Source organism: Teichococcus aerophilus, assembly GCF_014490485.1.
Taxonomy (GTDB): domain Bacteria; phylum Pseudomonadota; class Alphaproteobacteria; order Acetobacterales; family Acetobacteraceae; genus Pseudoroseomonas; species Pseudoroseomonas aerophila.
This window is the reverse complement of sequence record NZ_JACTVA010000006.1, coordinates 60,196-81,011: the sequence shown is the minus strand read 5'-3', so window position 1 is coordinate 81,011 and position 20,816 is coordinate 60,196. Positions and strand designations below refer to the sequence as shown.

16 protein-coding genes and 1 tRNA gene are annotated in these 20,816 nt (G+C 67.5%); 12 read left to right on the top strand and 5 right to left on the bottom strand.

Going from position 1 to position 20,816, the window contains the following annotated elements:
• Window positions 1-43: 43 nt before the first annotated feature.
• The 4 genes from IBL26_RS05475 to IBL26_RS05460 all read left to right on the top strand — a co-directional run bounded on the left by IBL26_RS05475 (window position 44) and on the right by IBL26_RS05460 (window position 3,710).
• Window positions 44-1,060, top strand: coding sequence for a CobW family GTP-binding protein (locus IBL26_RS05475; RefSeq protein WP_187783457.1), 1,017 nt, complete (start codon window positions 44-46; stop codon window positions 1,058-1,060).
• On the top strand, window positions 1,057-2,094 hold the full coding sequence (locus tag IBL26_RS05470) for a WD40 repeat domain-containing protein (protein WP_187783456.1): 1,038 nt from the start codon (window positions 1,057-1,059) through the stop codon (window positions 2,092-2,094). Before IBL26_RS05475 ends, IBL26_RS05470 begins: the two co-directional genes overlap by 4 nt.
• Before the next feature lie 89 nt (window positions 2,095-2,183).
• Window positions 2,184-3,008, top strand: coding sequence for an aldo/keto reductase (locus IBL26_RS05465; protein ID WP_187783455.1), 825 nt, complete (start codon window positions 2,184-2,186; stop codon window positions 3,006-3,008).
• 294 nt (window positions 3,009-3,302) lie between these two features.
• Window positions 3,303-3,710: a DUF2177 family protein gene (locus tag IBL26_RS05460; protein WP_187783454.1), complete on the top strand. Its 408-nt coding sequence runs from the start codon at window positions 3,303-3,305 to the stop codon at window positions 3,708-3,710.
• 258 nt (window positions 3,711-3,968) lie between these two features.
• Here IBL26_RS05460 and IBL26_RS05455 read toward each other — a convergent pair whose 3' ends face one another.
• The 3 genes from IBL26_RS05455 to IBL26_RS05445 all read right to left on the bottom strand — a co-directional run bounded on the left by IBL26_RS05455 (window position 3,969) and on the right by IBL26_RS05445 (window position 6,661).
• Entirely contained in the window at window positions 3,969-4,574 is a 606-nt protein-coding gene (locus IBL26_RS05455) for a hypothetical protein (RefSeq protein ID WP_187783453.1), read from the bottom strand.
• A 67-nt stretch (window positions 4,575-4,641) separates the two neighbouring features.
• Window positions 4,642-6,435 (bottom strand): adenine deaminase, encoded by a 1,794-nt coding sequence (locus tag IBL26_RS05450; RefSeq protein ID WP_187783452.1) that lies wholly within the window; start codon window positions 6,433-6,435, stop codon window positions 4,642-4,644.
• A gap of 150 nt (window positions 6,436-6,585) precedes the next feature.
• Window positions 6,586-6,661, bottom strand: a tRNA-Ala gene (locus IBL26_RS05445).
• A gap of 173 nt (window positions 6,662-6,834) precedes the next feature.
• Here IBL26_RS05445 and IBL26_RS05440 point away from each other — a divergent pair.
• Both IBL26_RS05440 and IBL26_RS05435 read left to right on the top strand, forming a co-directional pair.
• Complete coding sequence (locus IBL26_RS05440) at window positions 6,835-7,572, top strand: CoA transferase subunit A (RefSeq protein ID WP_187783451.1); 738 nt, start codon at window positions 6,835-6,837, stop codon at window positions 7,570-7,572.
• A gap of 172 nt (window positions 7,573-7,744) precedes the next feature.
• Window positions 7,745-8,395 carry a CoA transferase subunit B gene (locus IBL26_RS05435; protein ID WP_187783450.1) on the top strand — a complete coding sequence of 217 codons (651 nt, stop codon included), beginning with the start codon at window positions 7,745-7,747 and terminating at the stop codon, window positions 8,393-8,395.
• Window positions 8,396-8,656: 261 nt separating this feature from the next.
• Here the strand turns inward: IBL26_RS05435 and IBL26_RS05430 are convergent, their stop codons facing one another.
• Window positions 8,657-9,823 carry a lactonase family protein gene (locus IBL26_RS05430; protein ID WP_187783449.1) on the bottom strand — a complete coding sequence of 389 codons (1,167 nt, stop codon included), beginning with the start codon at window positions 9,821-9,823 and terminating at the stop codon, window positions 8,657-8,659.
• 787 nt (window positions 9,824-10,610) lie between these two features.
• Between IBL26_RS05430 and pnp the strand changes: the two genes are divergently transcribed.
• The 5 genes from pnp to IBL26_RS05405 all read left to right on the top strand — a co-directional run bounded on the left by pnp (window position 10,611) and on the right by IBL26_RS05405 (window position 16,638).
• Complete coding sequence (pnp, locus tag IBL26_RS05425) at window positions 10,611-12,815, top strand: polyribonucleotide nucleotidyltransferase (RefSeq protein ID WP_187783448.1); 2,205 nt, start codon at window positions 10,611-10,613, stop codon at window positions 12,813-12,815.
• Between the two features lie 250 nt (window positions 12,816-13,065).
• Complete coding sequence (locus IBL26_RS05420) at window positions 13,066-14,466, top strand: NAD(P)H-dependent flavin oxidoreductase (RefSeq protein WP_187783447.1); 1,401 nt, start codon at window positions 13,066-13,068, stop codon at window positions 14,464-14,466.
• 119 nt (window positions 14,467-14,585) lie between these two features.
• Window positions 14,586-14,990, top strand: a complete 405-nt coding sequence (locus tag IBL26_RS05415) for a DoxX family protein (protein WP_187783446.1) — start codon at window positions 14,586-14,588, stop codon at window positions 14,988-14,990.
• A gap of 264 nt (window positions 14,991-15,254) precedes the next feature.
• Entirely contained in the window at window positions 15,255-15,650 is a 396-nt protein-coding gene (locus tag IBL26_RS05410) for a DUF983 domain-containing protein (protein ID WP_187783445.1), read from the top strand.
• A 220-nt stretch (window positions 15,651-15,870) separates the two neighbouring features.
• Window positions 15,871-16,638 carry a DUF3891 family protein gene (locus IBL26_RS05405; protein ID WP_187783444.1) on the top strand — a complete coding sequence of 256 codons (768 nt, stop codon included), beginning with the start codon at window positions 15,871-15,873 and terminating at the stop codon, window positions 16,636-16,638.
• Between the two features lie 563 nt (window positions 16,639-17,201).
• Here the strand turns inward: IBL26_RS05405 and IBL26_RS05400 are convergent.
• Window positions 17,202-17,888: a CBS domain-containing protein gene (locus IBL26_RS05400; protein WP_187783443.1), complete on the bottom strand. Its 687-nt coding sequence runs from the start codon at window positions 17,886-17,888 to the stop codon at window positions 17,202-17,204.
• 536 nt (window positions 17,889-18,424) lie between these two features.
• On the opposite strand from IBL26_RS05400, the gene IBL26_RS05395 reads away from it, so the two are divergent.
• A complete protein-coding gene (locus IBL26_RS05395; RefSeq protein WP_187783442.1) occupies window positions 18,425-20,395 on the top strand; it encodes a glycerophosphodiester phosphodiesterase family protein in 1,971 nt (656 codons plus the stop codon).
• The last annotated feature ends 421 nt before the right edge of the window (window positions 20,396-20,816 follow it).

Genomic DNA, 20,816 nt, shown 5'->3' with positions numbered 1-20,816 from the left:
CACGCCGATTGACCCGCTTGGCCACCGACAGGAAGATTCCCCCATGAGCGATACCGCGCCCACCGAAGACACCACCATCCCCGTTACCGTGCTGACCGGCTATCTCGGCGCCGGCAAGACCACGCTGCTCAACCGCATCCTCAGCGAGGACCATGGCAAGAAATACGCCGTGGTGATCAACGAGTTCGGTGAGCTCGGCGTAGACAACGACCTCGTCATCGACGCGGACGAGGAAGTGTTCGAGATGAACAACGGCTGCATCTGTTGCACCGTGCGGGGCGATCTCGTCCGTATCCTGGGCAGCCTGATGAAGCGCCGGCAGAAGCTGGACGGCATCATCGTCGAGACTACTGGCTTGGCCGACCCCGCCCCCGTCGCCCAGACCTTCTACATGGATGAGGACGTGAAGCGCGCCACGCGGCTGGACGCTATCGTCACGCTGGTGGACGCCAAGAACCTGGCGGCCCGGCTGGCGGACAGCAAGGAAGCCGCCAGCCAGATCGCCTTCGCCGACATCGTCGTGCTGAACAAGATGGACCTGGTGACGGAGGAAGAGGCGGCCGAGGTCGAGCGCCGCATCGCCGCCATCAACCCGTATGCCGAGATCCGCCGCGCCACCAAGTCCGCCGTGCCGATCGAGACGGTGATGGGCCGCGACGCCTTCAAGCTGGAGCGCATCCTGGAGCGCGAGCCGACCTTCCTGACCGAGGACAACCACTCCCACAACGAGGACGTGATGAGCCTGTCCTTCGAGGTGGATCAGCCGCTGGACGAGGCCAAGTTCCAGAACTGGATCGGCGAGCTGCTGCAGACCAAGGGGCAGGACCTGCTGCGCACCAAGGGCGTGCTGGCCTATGCCGGGGAGGACCGCCGCTTCGCCTTCCAGGCGGTGCACATGATCGCCGATGGCGACTTCATCGGCCCCTGGCCGGAAGGTTCGCCCCGCAAGTCCAAGATCGTCTTCATTGGCCGCGACCTGAACCGCCCGCGCCTGCGCCGCGGCTTCGAGAGCTGCGTGGCGACCGAAGCGAGCACGGCCACCGGGGCTGGCGCAGAATGAGCGAGACCGTCACCGACGCCGATTTCCTGCTGACGCATCGCGGCAAGGCCGAGGACCTGGATGCCTGGGTCGTCGGTGCCGCCTTCTCGCGCGATGGCAAGTCCGCCGGTTTCGCGCTGGGGGATGGCACGCTGCGCCTGGCCTCCACTGGCGACATCACCGGCGACTGGCAGCGGGTCGAGGCGCATGAGGGCGCGTGCCTGTCCATGGTGGCCGATATCGCCAGCGGCTTCCTGACCGGTGGCGATGACGGCCGCATGGTCCGCACGGCGCATGACGGCACGGTGGAAGAACTGGCCAATCTGGGCGCCATGAAGTGGGTGGATTGCGTCGCCAGCCACCCGGACGGGCTGCGCGCCGCCTCGGTCGGCAAGAAGCTGCATGTGTTCGGCAAGGGCGGCCCGCTGAAGGTGCTGGAGCATCCCTCCTCGGTCGGCGGCATCGCCTTCGATGCCAAGGGCAAGCGGGTGGCGGCGGCGCACTACAACGGCGCCAGCCTGTGGTTCGTGAACAGCAAGGAAGACAAGCCCCGCGTGCTGCCCTGGAAGGGTAGCCACCAGGGCGTGTGGTTCAGCCCGGACGGCACCCATGTCGTCACCACCATGCAGGAGAATGCCCTGCATGGCTGGCGGCTGGCGGATGGGCAGGACATGCGGATGTCCGGCTACCAATCCAAGATCAAGTCGGTGTCCTTCACCGCCAAAGGCCGCTGGCTGGCCACGGCGGGCGCCGACTGCATCGTGCTGTGGCCCTTCTTCGCCGGCGGCCCGATGGGCAAGCCGCCGATGGAACTGGCCGGCGGCGACGGCGTGCTGTGCACCCGCGTGGCCTGCCACCCGCAGCACGAGGTGGTGGCCGCCGGCTTCGATGACGGGTTGGTGCTGATGGCCGAGATCGCCTCCGGCAAGGTCGTGCCCGTCGCCGCCCCTGGCCGTGGCCCGGTCTCCGCCCTCGCCTGGAACGCCACCGGCACGCAGCTCGCCTTCGGGACCGAGACGGGCTTCGGCGGTCTGGTCGATCTGTCCAAGCGGTGAGAGACTGAGCGGAACTTCCGCCGGGCCGGCGGGGCCGGGGCAGCCGACGCTGCGCCCCAGCCCCGCCGGTCCTCTTCAAGGATTTCCGCATGACCGTTCCCGTTGAGAAGACCCCGCGACTCGCCATCCCCAAGCTCGGCCTGGGCACCTGGCAGCTGCGGGACGCGGAAGGCCAGAAATCGGTGGAGAGCGCGCTCTCCCTCGGCTACCGCCACCTGGACACCGCCGCCCGCTACGCCAACGAGGCCGAGGTAGGCAGCGCCATCCAGGCCAGCGGCGTCGCCCGCGGCGACATTTTCCTGACCAGCAAGGTCTGGTGGGAGAACCTGGAGCCCGAGGCGCTGTACCGCAGCCTGGAGAACTCCCTCTCCCTGCTCAAGACCGATTACCTCGACCTGTTCCTGATCCACTGGCCGACGCCGTCGATGGACCTGGAAGGCGCCATCAAGGTGCTGAAATCGGCGCAGGGCAGCGGCATGATCCGCGCCTGGGGCGTCTCCAACTTCCCCATCGCGCTGATGCAGCAGGTGGAAGCGCTGGGCGAGACCCCGGCGGCGCTGCAGGTCGAGTACCACGTCCTGCTCTCCCAGGCGCCGCTGCTGGAATGGTGCCAGGCGCGGGAGATCGTGCTGGAAGCCTATTCCCCCCTGGCCCAGGGCAAGCTGCGGGAGAACGAGGTGCTGGCGCGCATCGGTGCCAAGCATGGCGCCAGCGCCGCGCAGGTCGGCCTGGCCTGGCTGCTGCGGCAGAAGGGCGTGGTGCCGATCCCGAAGGCCAGCAGCGCCACGACGCAGCAGGCCAACCTGGACGCCATCCCCCTGGCCGCCAAGCTGGATGCCGAAGACGTGGCGGCAATCGATGCCCTGCCGAAGGACCAGCGCCTGGTGAACCCGGCCTTCGCGCCGAGCTGGTAAGCGTGTCTCAGCGGGCCGAGGCATTAACCCTCGGCCCGTGCGCCCGCCGCTGCGCTGGCACCGGCCGTTCCCGGCGTCGGCCGCGCGACGCCGCCCTGAAGTGCCCGCGCCGCCTTGGCTTCTTGAGCATCCGTGGCGGCCTGGCTCTCATGCAAGACGCGGCGCCATCTCGTGCAAGCCAGGCGCACACAGGCCCCGCCGCTACGCTGACGCAAAGACCCACTGCAACCACGGGCGGGGCTGCGGACTTGCCCCTGCGCCCGGCAACAGAACGCGGCAAAAGGACCACACCGCATGCTGCGCTACGCCACCACGGGCCTCGCCACCCTCCTGGTCATCCTGGTGCTGGACGCGCTGTGGATCAGCCAGGTGGCCCTGCCCCAGTACCGCGCCGCCCTGGGCGACCTGCTGCAGTTCCGCCCCATCCCCGGCGTGGTGTTCTACCTCGTCTACGTCCTTGGCATCTGCGTGTTCGTGCTGCCCCTGGCCTTCAACGGTGATGGCTGGAAAACCGCCCTGCTCTACGGCGCCCTGTTCGGCCTGTTCACCTACGCCACCTTCACCCTGACCAACTTTGCCGTGCTGCGCCCCTGGACCCTGGGCCTGACCGTGGCCGACATCCTGTGGGGCGCCGCCATGACCGGCATCGCCTCCGCCCTCGGCCTCACCCTCGGCGACGCGGTGCTGCGCTGGTTGCGCTGAGGCAGGAAAGGCCGGGGAAAGAATTCCCCGGACCCCTTCTTTTTTTCTGCGAGTTTGGCGTGGCGCTGCAGGACTGAGAGCGGGCGCTGCTTGATGATTTTATAATGGGCCCCGCAGGCTGAACCCTCAGTCGCCGGAGGTCTAGGACCTCCGGCGCACCCAGCCGTCGTTTCAGCGCACCGCTCCAACAATGCCGCCCGAAGAACTCGAAAAAAGAAAAGAAGGGGTCCGGGGAATTCGTTCCCCGGCCTTCTCTCTTCACCTCCCCTCACCCTCCAGCAGACGCGCGTAGCGCAGGGCCATGACCAGGGAGAGGCAGAGCACGCTGCCGGCGTTCATCGCCAGCACCCGGGCGGCGGCCTCGGTTGGCATCGTCAGTAGCGGCGGCACGGGCATCCAGGCGCAGAGGACCGCCACGGCGAGGATGAGACCAAGGACTCCCAGCATCAAGCTGCGTTCCTGCGGCCGGTGCAGCAGCGCGGCCAGCAGGGCGCAGGGTGGCAAGAACAGGGCGATGCCGGTGCCCGGCCCCAGCACCCAGGCACAGAACAAGGTGTTGAGGGTACCGGCCGATGCCAGCAGGGCCAGCCCTGCCGTGGGGTTCCGCCGGGCCAGCCAGGGCACGGCCAGGAACAGCGGGCAGGATAGCAGGGTCAGCCACCCGATCGGCCAGACCTCCGGCCCGGCGGCCCAGCGCAGCATCAACGGATAGAAGGGCGTGTTCCAGCCGACCACCAGCGCCAGCAGGTTGGCGGCGGCCACGCGGGGCTGCGGATGGTGCAGGTAGCGGCCCAGCGGCCCCATCGGCCCGGCCGCGTGGGATGCGGCGGGGGTGGGCGGCGCGGCCGGGCGGGAGAGGGTCATGCCGTACCCTCCGCCATCCGGCGCGGGCGGGCCAGGGATTCCGCCCGGGCCGGCCCGGCTTGCCGCCTCAGGCGGCGTGGGCTTCGACGAGGGAGGCCGGGATGGTCTCCCCGGTTCCGCCATCCGCCACGCCGACATCAGTGACATGCGGCCCGGCGTTGCAGGCGAGCGAGGCGCCGACGATGGCTTTGAAGATCAGGTAGGGCGGCTGCCAGTCGGCGATGCCATCGGCGGCGGCCTTCACCGCGGCGAACTGCGCCGCCACCTCCTCCACCGGCGCGTCGGAGAGCAGGCCACAGATCGGCAGCGGCAGCAGGGCGGTGACTGCGCCGCCCTGGGCCACGGCCATGCCGCCGCCGCAGCCGATCAGCGCATTGGCGGCGGCGGCGAGGTCCACCGGATCCCGCCCGAACAGCACCAAATTGTGGGAATCATGCGCCACGGTGGTGGCCAGGGCGCCGCGCCACCGGCTCCAACCCTGCAGTACGCCGAGTACCGGAGTGGCGGGGTACAGGCCGTGGCGGTGGATGACGGCCATGAAAATGCCGTCCTCCGGCAATTCGGCAATGCCGTCCCGCACCGGCACCTCGGCCGTGCCCCATTCGGTGAAGCGCGGGTTCACCACGGTGCGCAGGGTGGCGGTGCCGGTGGTGACGCCCAGGGTGCGGATGCGGAAATCCTCCGGCGTCAGCGGTGCCAGCTTCATGGTGTCCCGCAACGGGCCGGCGGCGGGCTCGGGCGGCAGTTGCGCCAGCAGGCGCCCATCGGCGGCGACGTGGCGGCCGGAGGCAAAGACGTGGCGGACGCCCAGGCTTTCCAGGCCGTCCAGCAGGATCAGGTCCGCCCGGCGGCCAGCGGCGACCAGGCCGAGATCGGGGCGGCGGAAGCGGTAGGCGGCATTCAGCGTGGCGGCGCGCAGCACCTGCATCGGCGGCATGCCGTAGCGCACCAGGCGCCGCAGCAGGTCGATCATGCCACCCTTGGCCGCCAGGTCGTCCGGGAAAGTATCGTCGGTGCAGAGCGTCAGGGTCTGCGGGTATTGCGGCAGGGTGGCCAGCGCCTGCACGCATTCGGGCAGCAGGTGGTCGTGGCTGCCGCGCAGCTCCACGGTGAAGCCAGCGCGGAGTTTTTCGAGCAGGTTGTCTGCGGAAACGATCTCATGGTCCGAGCCGATGCCGGCACTCGCAAAAGCCTGCAGGTCCGGGCCGGTCAGGCTGCGGGCATGGCCGCAGACCAGCTTGTCCGCCTCCAGCCCGGCGCCGACGATGCCGGCCATGCGGGGGCTGCGCTCCACCACGCCGCGCATGTCCATCACTTCGGCCACGCCGACGATCTCGGGCCAGGAGAGCATTTCCTCCAGCTCGGCCGGGCCGAAATCGGCGCCGGCGCGCTCCAGCCCCGGGGCGGAGGGGACGCAGGAGGGGGCCATGACCAGCGCGCGCAGCGGCAGGCCGCGCATCGCCTCCAGCGCCCAGCGCACGCCGGGCAGGCCGGAGACGTTGCCGACCTCATGCGGGTCCCAGCAGATGGTGGTGGTGCCGTGCGGCACCACGGCGGCGGCGTAGCGGCGCGGCGTGATCATCGAGCTTTCGACATGCATATGCGTGTCGATCAGCCCGGGGGCGGCGATCAGCCCGGTGGCATCCAGCGTCTCCGCCGCATCGGCGCGGCTGCCGGGCGCGTGCACGCTGGCGATGAGCGGGCCGACCAGGCCGATATCGGCCGGGCGCAATTCCCCGGTGGCGACATCGGCCAGGGTGGCGCCGGTGATCAGCGTATCGAAGGGCGCCTGGCCGCGGGCGGCGCGGACCGCGCGGTCGCGCAGCGCCCTTTCATGCAGGTCGTGCGGTTCACGGGTCATGGGCGTGGCCTTCGGCTGGGGCGTGGTCGCGGGGGTGGCCGGCGGCGTGGATCGCCCCCGCCCCGCGGCGGCTTGGCGGGCCGGGATTATTGCGCGCGGGGCGTGGAAAGCAAAACAGGGCGCCCGTTTCCGGGCGCCCTGTTTGAATACTGGTGGAGCCAAGGGGAGTCGAACCCCTGACCTCTTGAATGCCATTCAAGCGCTCTACCAACTGAGCTATGGCCCCGCAGTCACTCTCGTCTTTCAACGAGGTGGCGCGGTATAACTGCGGCCCGATGGGCACGCAAGCCCCCTGTCACGATTATTTCGCGCAGGCATCCCGCACGGCTCCGCATCCCCCTTCCCGCCCCTGTTGGGGCCCGGTAGCGTGGCGCACGATCAAGGCTAGGGAGCGAAGTGATGCGGAAGATCTACCCCGATGCGCGCGCCGCGCTGGATGGCGTGCTGAAGGATGGCATGCTGATCCATTCCGGCGGCTTCGGCCTCTGCGGCATTCCGTCCGCGCTGATCGAGGCGATCCGGGATTCGGGCGTGAAGGACCTTACCGTCGTCTCCAACAACGCCGGCATCGACGATGCGGGGCTCGGCCTGCTGCTGAAGACGCGGCAGATCAAGAAGATGATCTCGTCCTATGTGGGGGAGAACAAGACCTTCGCGGAGCAGTTCCTGGCCGGTGAGCTGGAGATCGAGTTCAACCCGCAGGGCACGCTGGCCGAGCGCATCCGCGCCGGCGGCGCCGGCATCCCCGCCTTCTTCACCAAGACCGGCTACGGCACCGCCGTCGCCGAGGGGAAGGAGACGCGGGAATTCGACGGCGAGCATTACGTGATGGAGCGCGGCATCTTCGCCGACCTCGCCATCATCCATGCCTGGAAGGCGGATACCGAGGGCAACCTGGTGTTCCGCAAGACCGCGCGGAACTTCAACCCGATGATGGCCACCGCCGCCAAGCTGACCATCGTGCAGGTGGAGGAACTGGTGGAGCCCGGCCAGCTGGACCCCGACCACATCCACACCCCCGGCATCTACGTGAAGCGCATCGTCAAGCTGCCGGAGAACTACGAGAAGCGGATCGAGCAGCGGACCCTGCGCAAGCGGGTGACCGACCTGAACCCCGCCAACAGCAACGTGGCCTAGCACCCTGCCCGCCGCGGCGGGCGTGCACTGGACCTTTGTATGGATGGCGCGGCCCCCGTTGCCGGTTGACCCAACCGGTGACGACCGCGCCCACCGCTGCTTCGTGTTTGATTGCGTGATTCGCGCCACCGGCCACTGGCCCCCGACGATCACGCCCTAAGGGAGAACGCACATGGCCTGGACCCGCGACGACATGGCCGCCCGCGCCGCGCGCGAGCTGGAGGACGGCTTCTACGTCAATCTCGGCATCGGCATCCCCACCCTGGTGGCCAACCACATCCCGGATGGCATCAGCGTGCAGTTGCAGTCCGAGAACGGCATGCTCGGCATGGGCCCCTTCCCCTATGAAGGGGACGAGGACGCCGACCTGATCAATGCCGGCAAGCAGACCGTGACGGCCCTGCCCACCACCAGCTTCTTTTCCTCCGCCGACAGCTTCGCCATGATCCGTGGCGGGCATATCGACATCTCCATCCTGGGCGCGCTGCAGGTGGCGCAGAACGGCGACCTCGCCAACTGGATGATCCCGGGCAAGATGGTGAAGGGCATGGGCGGCGCCATGGACCTGGTGGCCGGCGTCAAGAAAGTGGTGGTGCTGATGGAGCACACGGCCGGCGGCAAGCCGAAGCTGCTGCGGGAGTGCACCCTGCCGCTGACCGGCAAGGCCGTGGTGGACCTGGTGGTGACGGAACTGGCCGTGTTCAGCATCGACCGCGCCCTGGGCCGCGCCACGCTGATCGAACTGGCGCCGGGCGTGACCGAGGAAGAAGTGCGGGAGAAAACCGAGGCGGAGTACGAGACGGCGCTGGCCGTCCAGGCCTGACGGGAGAAGGCCGGGGAAGGAATTCCCCGGACCCCTTCTTTTCTTTCTGCGAGTCTGGTGGCTGTTGCCAGGGCCGGGCTTTTTAAGTCCGGACGGGTCGCGCCGGAGGTGCAGGACCTTCGGCGACTAACAGCGCAGCCCCTGGGGCCTTTTGATTCAAAAAGGCTTCGCCGGTCAGCCCTCCCCCGCATCACTATCAAACTCGAAGAAAAAGATGGGGCCCGGGGGAATTCCTTCCCCCGGCCTTGCTGACCCCGTCCCTCAGCGCGCCGGCGCAGCAGCGGTACCCAGCGCGGCAGGCCCGCCATTCACCGGCAGGGTCTGGCCGGTGGCTTGCAGAGTATCGCCCTCGATCCGGTAGAGGCCGATCTGCCGGTCCACCATGTTACCGATCATCAGCGTGCGGCCGTCGCGGGAGAAGGCCATGCCTTGCACCCAATCCCCCGCCGGGGCTTCGGCCACCACGCGCAGTCGGCCGCCTTCCACCTTCAGCAGCTTCACCATCGCCCGGCCGCGCAGCGGGTCCGCCGCCGCGCGGCTGGAGCCGTTATGCACCACCGTCACCGCGTGGACCCCGTCCGGGCTGGCCATCACCCCTTCCGGCGTCGGGCCGACGGTGACGGTGTCGATCGTGCGGAACGGCTCGCGCGACAGGTCGATCAGGCTGACGGTGTCCAGGTCCCCCGTATTGTTGGCGCTGCGCCCGACATTGCCGACCACCGCCCAGCCGGCGGGGGAGGCGGAGATGGAATAGGGCCGCACGCCCACCGTCAGGTCGCGCTCCAGCTTGGTCACCGTCTCGCCCTCGATGCGCAGGACGGAGACGATGCTGTCATTGTCCCGCGTCACCAGGGCGTGCCGGCCGTCGGCGGTGAAGATGACGCCGGAGGCGCCGGTGGTCGCCGCGCCGATCGGCACGGTGCCGGCGACGCTGACCTGCTGGCCGGCGATGCGCAGCACGGAGACGGTGCCGCCATTGCGGTTGGCGACCAGTGCCAGTGTGCCGGCCGGGTTGACCGCGATACCGGACGGACCGGCGCCGACCTCCAGCGTCGCCAGTACGCGGGGTGGCGATGCCTTCAGGTCGACCACGGAGACGCGGTTGTCGGGCACCGTCTTGGCCGGGTCGGCGGGGTCGATCCGCTCAGCCGAGGTCGCCAGGGCCAGGCTCTCATCCGGCGTCACCGCGATCGAGTTGGGCGGGCCGATCACCGAATGCGGTGCCTGCACCTCCCCCACCAGCCGTGGCGTGCCGCCGGAAAGGTCGAACACCGCCAGCGTATCCGGCTGCGGGTTACGCACCACGGTGTTCACGCCGTTGACCAGCGCGCGCTTGTTGTCGTTGCCGGAGACGACGATCTCAGCCGAGGCCTGCGCCGCGAGGGCCAGCGTCAGCGCCGCCCCAGCCAGGAGGACTGCTCTTCTCATCACGTTCTTCCCTGATCGTTCTTGGTCGGGATCTCTGTCCCTGGCGAAGTCTCTGCTTCGCGGCGCGCGCTTCGCAAGGGCTGAATTGGAGGGAGGGAAGGCCGGGGAAGAATTCCCCGGACCCCTTCTTCTTTTTTTTGAGTTTTGGGGGTGGGCGGTTGGAGGTGGGCTTTATGAAGCCGGAGGCTTTGGGAGGGATCATGGCCTTTGATGACTACCGATGCTGCCATGGATATTTTGTAATTATCTGGAGCCCCCACTCGCACCTGAGAGCGCAGCGCCAACTCGCAAAAGGAAGATGGGGTCCAGGGAATTCCTTCCCCCTGGCCCTCCCCACTGCCTTCGGCTTCCCCGCCACTGACCCCAGCATTCCAAGGCGGGCTGCCACTCACCGAGGCTCCAGGCCGCGGCGCCGCCTTGGCCCGCCCGAGGGCATGCCCCGGGGCCCCGAGATATTTTCCAGTGGTATCGGGGGCTTCCCCGGTCCATAAGGCGCGCGGTTTACCTGCCATTCGCGGGTAGGCCGGACCCGCGAGCGTAGGCGGGGCCGCAGCCAATCTGTCGTAGCGCGACCTTCGGTCGTGGCGGCGTTTCCGGCCACATGGTGCGTTCCGCGGTTCTCCGCGGCCATCCATGCCGCCCGAAACGCCGGTCCTTGCAGCCCCCAGGTGGGGCGGGCCGGGCGGCAGGGCTGGGTTCCGCATCGCTCATTGACGTGGCCTCCCCGAGCGGGGCGGCCGGGCGAAGGCCGGCGCAGCAATGGCGCGGCCGAAGCTAAGGACCTTTCATGTTCGACAATTATTTCCGCAAGGACATCAACTGGGGTGGCAAGACCCTGACGCTGGAGACCGGCAAGGTCGCCCGTCAGGCCGATGGCGCCGTCATGGCCCGCCTGGGCGACACCATCGTGCTCTGCACCGTGGTCGGCGCCCGCAGCGTCAAGCCGGGCCAGGACTTCTTCCCCCTGACGGTGAACTACCAGGAAAAGGCCTTCGCGGCCGGCAAGATCCCGGGCGGCTTCTTCAAGCGTGAGGGCCGTCCGTCCGAGGCCGAGACGCTGATCTCCCGCCTGATCGACCGCCCGCTGCGCCCGCTGTTCCCGGAAGGGTTCCGCAACGAGGTGCAGGTCATCGCCACCGTCCTGTCGCATGACATGGAGAACAGCCCCGACATCGTCGCGCTGGTGGGTTGCTCCGCCGCGCTGACGCTGTCCGGCATTCCGTTCTTCGGCCCGGTGGGCGCGGCGCGCGTCGGCTATGTCGACGGCGAGTACGTGCTGAACCCGACCCTGGAGCAGATCAAGCAGTCCAAGCTGGACCTGGTGCTCGCGGGTACCGAGGAAGGCGTGCTGATGGTCGAGTCCGAGGCGCATGAGCTGACCGAGGACGTGATGCTCGGCGCCGTGACCTTCGGCCATGCCGGCTTCCAGCCGGTCATCCAGGGCATCATCGAGCTGGCCGAGAAGGCCGCGAAGGAGCCGTGGGATCTGCCGGAGGAATCCGCCGAGACCGCCGCGCTGAAGAAGAAGCTGGCCGAGCTGGGCACCGCCTCCATCGGCGAGGCCTACAAGGAGACCCAGAAGCTTCTTCGCCAGAAGAAGGTGGGCGAGGCCAAGAAGGCGATCCTGGCGCAGCTGACCGAGGACGAGGCGGCCGCCGCCAAGGGCCTGCTGAAGGCGTTGGAAGCGGATGTCGTCCGCAACAACATCCTCGACACCGGCATGCGCATCGATGGCCGCGACACCAAGACGGTCCGCCCGATCGTGGCCGAGGTGCATGTGCTGCCCCGCGCCCATGGTTCCGCCCTGTTCACCCGTGGCGAGACGCAGGCGCTGTGCGTCGCCACGCTGGGCACCGGGCAGGACGAGCAGATCATCGACCAGCTCGCAGGCGAGTACCGCGAGGCGTTCATGCTGCACTACAACTTCCCCCCGTACTCGGTGAACGAGACGGGCCGGATGGGCAGCCCGGGCCGCCGTGAAGTCGGCCATGGCAAGCTCGCCTGGCGCGCCATCCGGCCGCTGCTGCCGGAGAAGGAGAAGTTCCCGTACACGATGCGCGTCGTGTCCGAGATCACCGAGTCCAACGGCTCCTCCTCGATGGCCACCGTTTGCGGCACCTCGCTGGCGCTGATGGATGCGGGTGCGCCGCTGAAGCGCCCCTGCGCCGGCATCGCCATGGGCCTGATCAAGGAAGACAAGGGCTTCGCCGTCCTGTCCGACATCCTGGGCGACGAGGATCACCTCGGCGACATGGACTTCAAGGTGGCGGGGTCCGAGCAGGGCATCACCGCGCTGCAGATGGACATCAAGATCACGTCCATCACGCCGGAGATCATGAAGATCGCGCTGGAGCAGGCCAAGCATGGCCGCCTGCACATCCTGGGCGAGATGGCCAAGGGCCTGTCCGGCGCGCGGAGCGACGTGGCTGGCAACGCGCCGAAGATCACCGTGATCCAGGTGCCGAAGGACAAGATCCGCGAAGTCATCGGCACCGGCGGCAAGGTGATCCGCGACATCGTGGAGACCACCGGCACCAAGATCGACATCGAGGATGACGGCACGATCAAGATCGCGTCGACCAGCCCCGAGGCGACCCAGGCGGCGATCGACCGCATCAAGGGCATCACCGCCGAGGCCGAGATCGGCACGATCTACAACGGCACCGTGGTGAAGACCGCCGATTTCGGCGCCTTCGTGAACTTCCTCGGCGCCAAGGACGGCCTGGTCCATATCTCCGAGCTGGCGAATGAGCGGGTCAACAAGACCGGCGACATCGTCAACGTCGGCGACAAGGTGAAGGTCAAGGTCCTGGGCTTCGACGATCGCGGCAAGGTCAAGCTGTCCATGCGGATGGTGGACCAGGCGACCGGTGCCGACATCTCCGACCAGGTCGGCGCCCGCCGTCCGCGCGAAGAGGGTGAAGGCGGCGAGCGCGAGCCCCGCAATGACCGTGGTGGCGAGCGCCGTGAGCGCCGCCCCCGCCGTGACTGATCAGCCCACGGGCTGAAACGTGCCTGCAACCGGGGCGGCAATGCCCGCCCCGGAATGCGCGCCTGGCGCGCGAAAGGGCGGTGAGACCCCCCCTACCGCGACGAAAGGCTGGGTAGGCCGTTGAAAGCCAGCCCAACCTGCGCCAAATGGCGGGTCTCCCGGACAGCGATGCCGCGTTCCCTTCGACATCGCTGCTACCGGCATGATATGACAAAACAGTGATCATTAACCGTAGGAACGGCGAACGGCTTTGAAAGCGATCAACGCGATCCGGATGGGTGGGGTGGATGTGCTGCCGCTGGTGGAAGGCGGCAAGGGCGTCGCTGTCTCGACCGGTGCCTCCTGCGGCGAATGGGCGGGCGCTGGCGGCGTCGGCACCTTCTCGGGCGTCAATGCGGATAGCTTTGACGCCGATGGCAATGTCATCCGCCAGACCTACCAGGGCCGTACCCGCGTGGCCCGGCATGAAGAGCTGGTGGCCTACGGCATTTCCGGCGGCATCACCCAGGCGCGCGAGGCGTATGAGCGCGCCGGTGGCCATGGCCGCGTGCATATGAACGTGCTGTGGGAGATGGGCGGCGCCGAGCGCATCCTGCGCGGTGTGCTGGAAGGTGCCCGCGGGCTGATCAACGGTATCACCTGCGGTGCCGGCATGCCCTACAAGCTCGCCGAGATCTCCCGCGAGTTCAACGTCTTCTACTACCCGATCGTCTCCTCCGGCCGCGCCTTCACGGCGCTGTGGAAGCGCAGCTACTCCAAGGTGGCGGAGCTGCTGGGCGGCGTGGTGTACGAGGACCCGTGGCTGGCCGGTGGCCATAACGGCCTTTCCAACTCCGAGGACCCGCACAAGCCCGAGGCGCCCTATGCCCGCGTGCTGAAGCTGCGCGAGCAGATGCGGCAGTTCGGCCTGGGCGACGTGCCGATCATCATGGCCGGCGGCGTCTGGTGGCTGGAGGAGTGGGAGGATTGGATCGACAACCCCGAGCTCGGCCCCATCGCCTTCCAGTTCGGCACCAGGCCGCTGGTGACGCAGGAAAGCCCGATCAGCGATACCTGGAAGCAGAAGCTGCTGACGCTGAAGCCCGGGGACGTGCTGCTGCAGCCCTTCTCCCCCACCGGCTTCTATTCCAGCGCCGTGCGGAACGAGTTCCTGCGCGACCTAGAAGCCCGCAACGAGCGCCAGGTGGCCATCAGCCCGGAACCGGTAGGCGAGCACACCGCCGAATACGGCGTGGGCCCCCGCAAGCGCCTGGTCTGGCTGGCCCCGGGCGACCTGGAGCGGGTGCATAACTGGGAAGCCGCTGGCTATACCGAGGCCCTGCGCACGCCGGATTCCACCCTGGTCTTCGTCACGCCCGAGAATTCGCGCGAGATCCTGAAGGACCAGACGGATTGCATGGGTTGCCTGTCCCATTGCCGTTTCAGCAACTGGACGCAGCACGCGCCGGAATACAGCAACGGCAAGAAGGCGGACCCCCGCAGCTTCTGCATCCAGAAGACGCTGCAGGACATCGCGCATGATGGCTCGATCGAGCACAACCTGATGTTCGCCGGCCACAACGCCTACCGCTTCGGCCAGGACCCGTTCTACTCCAACGGTTTTGTGCCGTCCGTGAAGCAGCTGGTCGAACGGATCATGACGGGTCGATAACGATCTTCCGTCAGTAGCTAAGGCGTGACACAACCGCATCCGGAACGCTCCGGATGCGGTTTTTTCATGGGTTCTTCCCATCCCGGGGCAAGCAACATTGTGCTGGGAGAGACCGACTGATGATCCGTGCGATCCTGCTGAACCGTGCCGTGCTGCTGCTGGCCCGCATCCTGCTGACCTTCCCCTTCTGGGGCAGCGGCCTGGCCAAGCTGATCGATTTCCAGGGCGGCGTGGCGGAGATGGCCATGTTCGGCCTGAACCCGCCGGTCGTCTTCAACATCGCCACCATCATCGTGCAACTGGCCGGCTCGGCGCTGATCATCGCCAACCGCAGCGCGTGGCTGGGGGCCGGGGCGCTGGCCGTCTTCACCGCCCTGACGATCCCGCTGGTGCACCATTTCTGGAGCCTGGAAGGCCCCCGCGCCATCGTCGCCTTCCATACGGCGACGGAGCATGTGGGCATGATCGGCGCCCTCATCCTCGCCGCGATCCTGGCGGAACTGACCCACCCTTCGCGGCGTTGATGGCAGGAAGGGGCCGGCGTTCGGCCCTGGCCTCCGGGTACAGGGCGCCGGTATTTGCCGCCGCCCGGGCCGGTGATGCACACGCAACGGGACAGGCGGGCCCATGACGCAGTGGCCGGCGCGGCCAGCGCATGTGAGCCATGGGCTACCGTGAAAGGGCTAGGCGGGCCAAGCATGGATGCATACATTACAGGCTGAAAGCACATCATAATCCATACAATATTTATTTGAATGGATTCCAACCCTGTCCCAGGGGGAACGACCATGGCCGAACCGACCGAACACCAATTGCCCGCCGGCGAAACCCCCTTCAGCCTGGGCGTGCGCGGGCTGTGCCCACGCTGCGGCCGTGGCCACCTGTTCCAGGGCTTCCTAACCCTGCGGCGCGAGTGCGAGGTGTGCGGCCTGGACTACAGCTTCGCCGACCCGGCCGACGGCCCCGCCTTCTTCGTCATGTCGGTCGTCGCGGTGCCAGTGACCATCTTCGCTGGATGGCTGGAACTGCGGCACGAGCCACCCTTCTGGGTGCACCTGATGACCACCTTCCCGCTGCTGATCCTGAGCTCGCTGGCGCTGCTGCGCCCGTTCAAAGGCTGGCTGGTCTGCTCGCAGTACATCAACAAGGCCGCTGAGGGCCGCTTCGGGCCGCGCCAGCCCTGACCATCCTGCCGGGTCAAGGCCGGGGAAAGAATCCCCGGAACTTCTTCTTTTTGTTCTGCGAGTTTGGGGTGTGCTGAACTGGTGGCGCTTCCGGGCGCTCGGTGTCCAACAGCCTCGGCAAACCCCCGCTGCTGAAACTGCCAAGAAGAAAGAAGGGGTCCGGGGAATTCCTTCCCCGGCCTTCCTTCCCCCTCCTCCAGACCCAACCTAACCTGCCGTCATGATGTTCCGCGCGCACCCGGCCCCGGTCCTCGCCATCAGCCAGCCCTCGCATGCCTGGATCGCCGGGCAGATCCTGCGGAGCTGGGCCCGGGACCTGGACCAGGCGTTGCTGCTGGCGGCGGACCAGCACGACATCGCCTGGCTGGATTGGGAACGGTCGCCCAGCTTCGCCGCGACGACCGGCCGGCCGCACAGCTTCCGTGCCCTGGGCCCGGCCACGCATGCGCCGATGTGGGCGGAAGGGATCGAGCGTGCCTTGGCGGCCTGGGGGATGCGGGTGGCGCTGCTGATCTCCCGCCATGGTGCGCTGCTCTACACCCGCTTTGCCGACCCGGCGCGGATGAGCCCAGCCGATGCCGCGGCAGTGGAAGGCTTCCTGCGCCAGCAACGCCCGCTGCAGCGGCAATGGGCCGAGGCGCTGGGGCTGACCGAGGCGGTGCTGGAGCACGACACCGGCATGATCGCCATGGCCGATGCGCTTTCCCTCGCCCTATGCGGCGATCTGAAGACGCCGCTGGAGGTCAAGGCACCGGATGGGCAGGGCGGCGAGCAGACGCTGCGCCTGGAGGCCGACCCCGAGGCGCCGGGCCGCTTCACCCTCTCCCCCTGGCCGCTGCGCGTACCTGCCCTGGTGCTGGAGGCTGAGGCCATGCCGCTTCCCGCCTCTGGCCGCTTCGCCGATGAAGCCGCGATGCGGGCATGGCATGCGGGGGTCCGCCGGGCGCCTTTCACGCTGCGGCTGGAACCGGGGCAGGCCAAGGGCTGACCTGGAGCCGATCGACATTCAACCGGGGGGGTGAGGAAGGTCAGGGAAAGGAATTCCCCTGCGTAAACGTATACGTTTACGCCGTCTTTTTTCTGGCAGTTGGCGTGGGGCTTCAGGGCCGGCGGGTGCGGCCATGAGCCACCGGGCTGAACGATCGGCCTCCGGCGGCCACAGACCCTCCGCGCAACACTGGTCTGGGCCCATGATGGCCGACGTCCCTTTCCCCCCGTATCGACACCCAAAGAACTCGCAGAAGAAAGATGGGGCCTGGGGAATTCCTTCCCTAGCCTTCTTCCCCAAAGCTGCATTTCGAGCCGTCCTCGAGCCGATCTCCATCAGGTGGAATCACCCGATGGCGAGAAGATGCTTTTCGGAAGAACAAGCTAGAGTATTCGAAGCAAGCCTGTGCAAACACTTCATGCTTTAGCTGGCATGGGCCGTGCCATCAGTCCGAGCGCCATGCGCGTGGCTGCCATAAGCACGGCATGCGCGCTCCAGACAGAGTTCCACGCCGCATGGGGAGTGACGCTGCCGGCGCCCGACATGGCCAGGCGCAGGCAACCTCAATCGGCGACGAAGGCGGGCTTCGGCGCCAGGTCCAGCTTCACCGCCTTCACACCGGGGATGCCCTCCCCTAGCGCCCGCAACGCGCGCTCGACATCGGCGGAGCGGCTGAAGCCGTGGAAGGTGACGACGCCATCGGCGACATCGGCGAAGATCAGGTAGGAATCCGCCCAGGACTGCTTGCGCATCTCGGCCCGGACACGCAGCAGCAGCTCCCTGTCGCTGACCGGCGCGTCGGACTTGGCGATAGGCGCCAGCAGGGCGCGCATCATGTCGGCGCGGGAGAGGATGCCCAGCAGCTTGCCGTCCTTCACCACCGGCAGGCGGCGGATGTGGTGCTTCTCCAGCAACGAAGCGGCGTGGGAGACGGTGTCATCCTCCCCCACCACCTGCAGCTGCGTGGACATCACGTCCCGCGCCCGCTGGCCATGGATCTGCGCGTATTGATGCGCCTGCTGCGGCGAGGAGCCAAAAAGGCGGGAGAGCCAGGAGCGTGGCTGCTCATCCTCCGCCACCAAGCGGCGGATCAGGTCGCCCTCGGTGACCAGGCCGATCAGGTTGCCGCTGGCTTCCACCACCGGCACGCCGGAGATGCCGCGTTCGGCGAACAAGGCCGCCAGGGCGGGCACCGGGGTTTCCGGCGTCACCGTCATCACTTCGCGGGTCATGATATCGCGGACGAACATGCTGGCGTTCTCCTCTCTGTTCAGGCGTCGATGGCGCCGTTCTGGCAGGCACGCGGCGGGGCGCGAGTGAATGCCCCGCTCTGGCACGGGCCGGCCGGGCCTGCTGCACGCTCGATGAGCGCCGCTTCCGCACTATAAATTACGTACAGTTCATCTGCTTTCAAGCACGAGCCAAAGAAGAAGGTCTGGCCTCTGGTGGATCACCGCGCCAGCAACCGACTCACGCAGGTCAATGCTGCGTCGCAAAACTTCCCGCTGCTTCAACGAAAGTCTAGCACAGGCGCGCGCCCCACCCGCACGCACAACCTTGTGCTGCCCGGCCCGACGCCGGCACCGCGGGGCGACAGCCATCCGTACCATCAGTCGCCGGACATGCTTCGCCAGCGCGTATCTGTCACTCACTTAACCTGAACGTCATCTTCCCTTCATCGCCCTGTCCCGCAGCGCGGATACCCCGGCCGCTCAAACGCGGCGCAAGAGCGGGTGGCATTTCCCTCCGGCCGTCCCTCGCGCCGCACGGATGGGATATGGATGTCATGGCTCAGTACGATTCGCTCAATGGCGGCGCGCCGCAGGTCATCGGCCATCGCGGCGCCAGCGGCTATCGGCCGGAGCACACGCTCGAAGCCTACAAGCTGGCGATCGAGATGGGTGCCGAGGTGATCGAACCCGACGTGGTCATGACCAAGGATGGCCACCTGATCGCCCGGCATGAAAACCTTCTCGACCACACCACCGATGTCGGCGAGCGGGCGGAATTCGCGCATCTCTACACCACCAAGGCCATCAACGGCCGCAATGTCAGCGGCTGGTTCGCCGAGGACTTCACCCTGGCCGAGATCAAGACGCTCTGGGCGCGCGAGCGCATCCCCGAGACGCGGCCGGAAAGCGCCAGCTACGACGACCAGTTCCGCATTCCGACGGTCGAGGAGATCATCGACCTGGTGAACCAGGTCGAGGTCGAGACGGGCCGCAAGATCGGCATCGCGCCGGAGACCAAGAGCCCGACGCACTTCGCCTATACCGGCACTTTCATCGACGGCTCCGCCATCCATGCCGATACCTCGCAGATGCTGGTGGACGTGCTGGTGGCCAAGGGCTTCACCGATGGCGACCGCGTCACCATTCAGTCCTTCGACATGCTGAACCTGATCCAACTGGCCAACGAGATCATGCCGGCCGCCGGGGTGGACTTCAAACTCTCCCAGCTACTGGGCGGTGCGGCGGATATCGCCTTCCACTTCAACCCGGCCAATGCCGGCAAGGGCGCCGACCCCTCCCTCTACGATGGCTTCGACTTCCCGCTGACTGCCGCCAGCGCCAGCAACGCCGACCTGTATTCCGCCGCCGCCATCCAGGCGATGGCGAAGCTCTACGCTGACATCCTCGCCCCCTCCAAGGACGCCATCCTGCGCAGCACGCGGCTGGAGACTCCGGTGGATGCCGATGGCGACGGCAAGGCGGAGATCACCAAGATCCTCACCGGCCAGCTGCTGGACCTGTCCGACATCGCCCACGCCGCCGGGCTGGAATACGTGCCCTGGACCGTGCGCGCCGATGAGAGCTTCATGGCGCTGAACCCGGACGGCACCGTGCAGCTGCCGGTGGAGGAGTTCGTCAAGCTGCTGGACATGGGCCTCGACGCCCTGTTCACCGACTTCCCCGACCTCGGCCGCGCGGCGGTGGACCAGTACATGGCGGGGGATGGCGCTATCGCCCTTTCCAACCTGCGCGGCGGCCATGACATCCTGGTGCGCGATGCCGGCGACTTCACCGCCGCCAAGGGCAGCGAAGGCACCGACCTCGCCGTCTACTACGGCGACGGCACGGTGGTGCTGCCCGGCAATGTCGAGAACCTGCGGCTGAACGGCAACGGTGACGCCATGGTCATCGGCAACGCGCTGGACAACCGCATCCAGGGCAATGCCGGCGACAACCGCTTCTTCGAAAGCGCCGGCAACGACACCATCCTCGGCGGCGGCGGGCAGGATACGCTGGTGCTGAACGGTGCCCGCGGCCACTACGAGATCCGCGTGGCGGAGAGCCTGGCCACCATCACCAACCTCCGCACCGGTGACGTGCAAAAGGTGGGCGACGTGGAGAACCTGCTGTTCACCGATGGCGCGCAGCAGCTTTTCGCCACCGGCCAGACCGAGGTGATGGGCCTGTACCGCGCCCTGCTGGGCCGCACCGCCGAAGCGGATGGCCTGCATTTCTGGATGGACCATAGCGCCGATGGCATGACCATGGGCGAGATCGCCAACAGCATCGCCGGCTCCGCCGAGCACCAGGCCCGCGCCGATGGCATGGGCGAGGCCGCGATGGTCGACGCGCTCTACACCACCACGCTCGGCCGCGGCGCGGATGCCGAGGGCCGCGCCTTCTGGACCCAGGCACTGCAGGACGGCACCGCGCTGGCCGATATCGCCCAGGGCTTCGTCAACAGCGACGAGTTCCAGCAGCGCAGCCCGCTGCTGGCGAACCCGGAGGTGTGGCTGGGGGCCTGAGGATAGGTCGGGGGAGTGAGCTCCCCCAAGCCCCCTCCTTTTTGGGGGTGTTTTTTGGCGGTGCTTGTGGAGGGGTTGTCCCTGCGTTGCTGCGTGATTGTCGTAGGTCGGGTTGACCAAGAATCACGTGGACGATGAGGGTAGGGAGCAAGTCCGCTGCGCTTCTTTGCGGCGGACTTGCTTCTGTCATTGTTGGCGACTGGCGCGGGCGCTCGTGGCAATCCGGACAACGGAGTTCAACGAGCACATTCTCAAAACACTACTATTTATCTGTTATTTCGAGCAGGCCCCTGGCAAGGCAGAATGGATGACACACCTCATCCCGGCAACCTGCTCCCCCCCTTAGCCGCACCTCTCCCGCTAAAGCACAGACAAGAAACTCACAGAAAAAAGAAGGGGCCCGGGGAATTCTTTCCCCGGC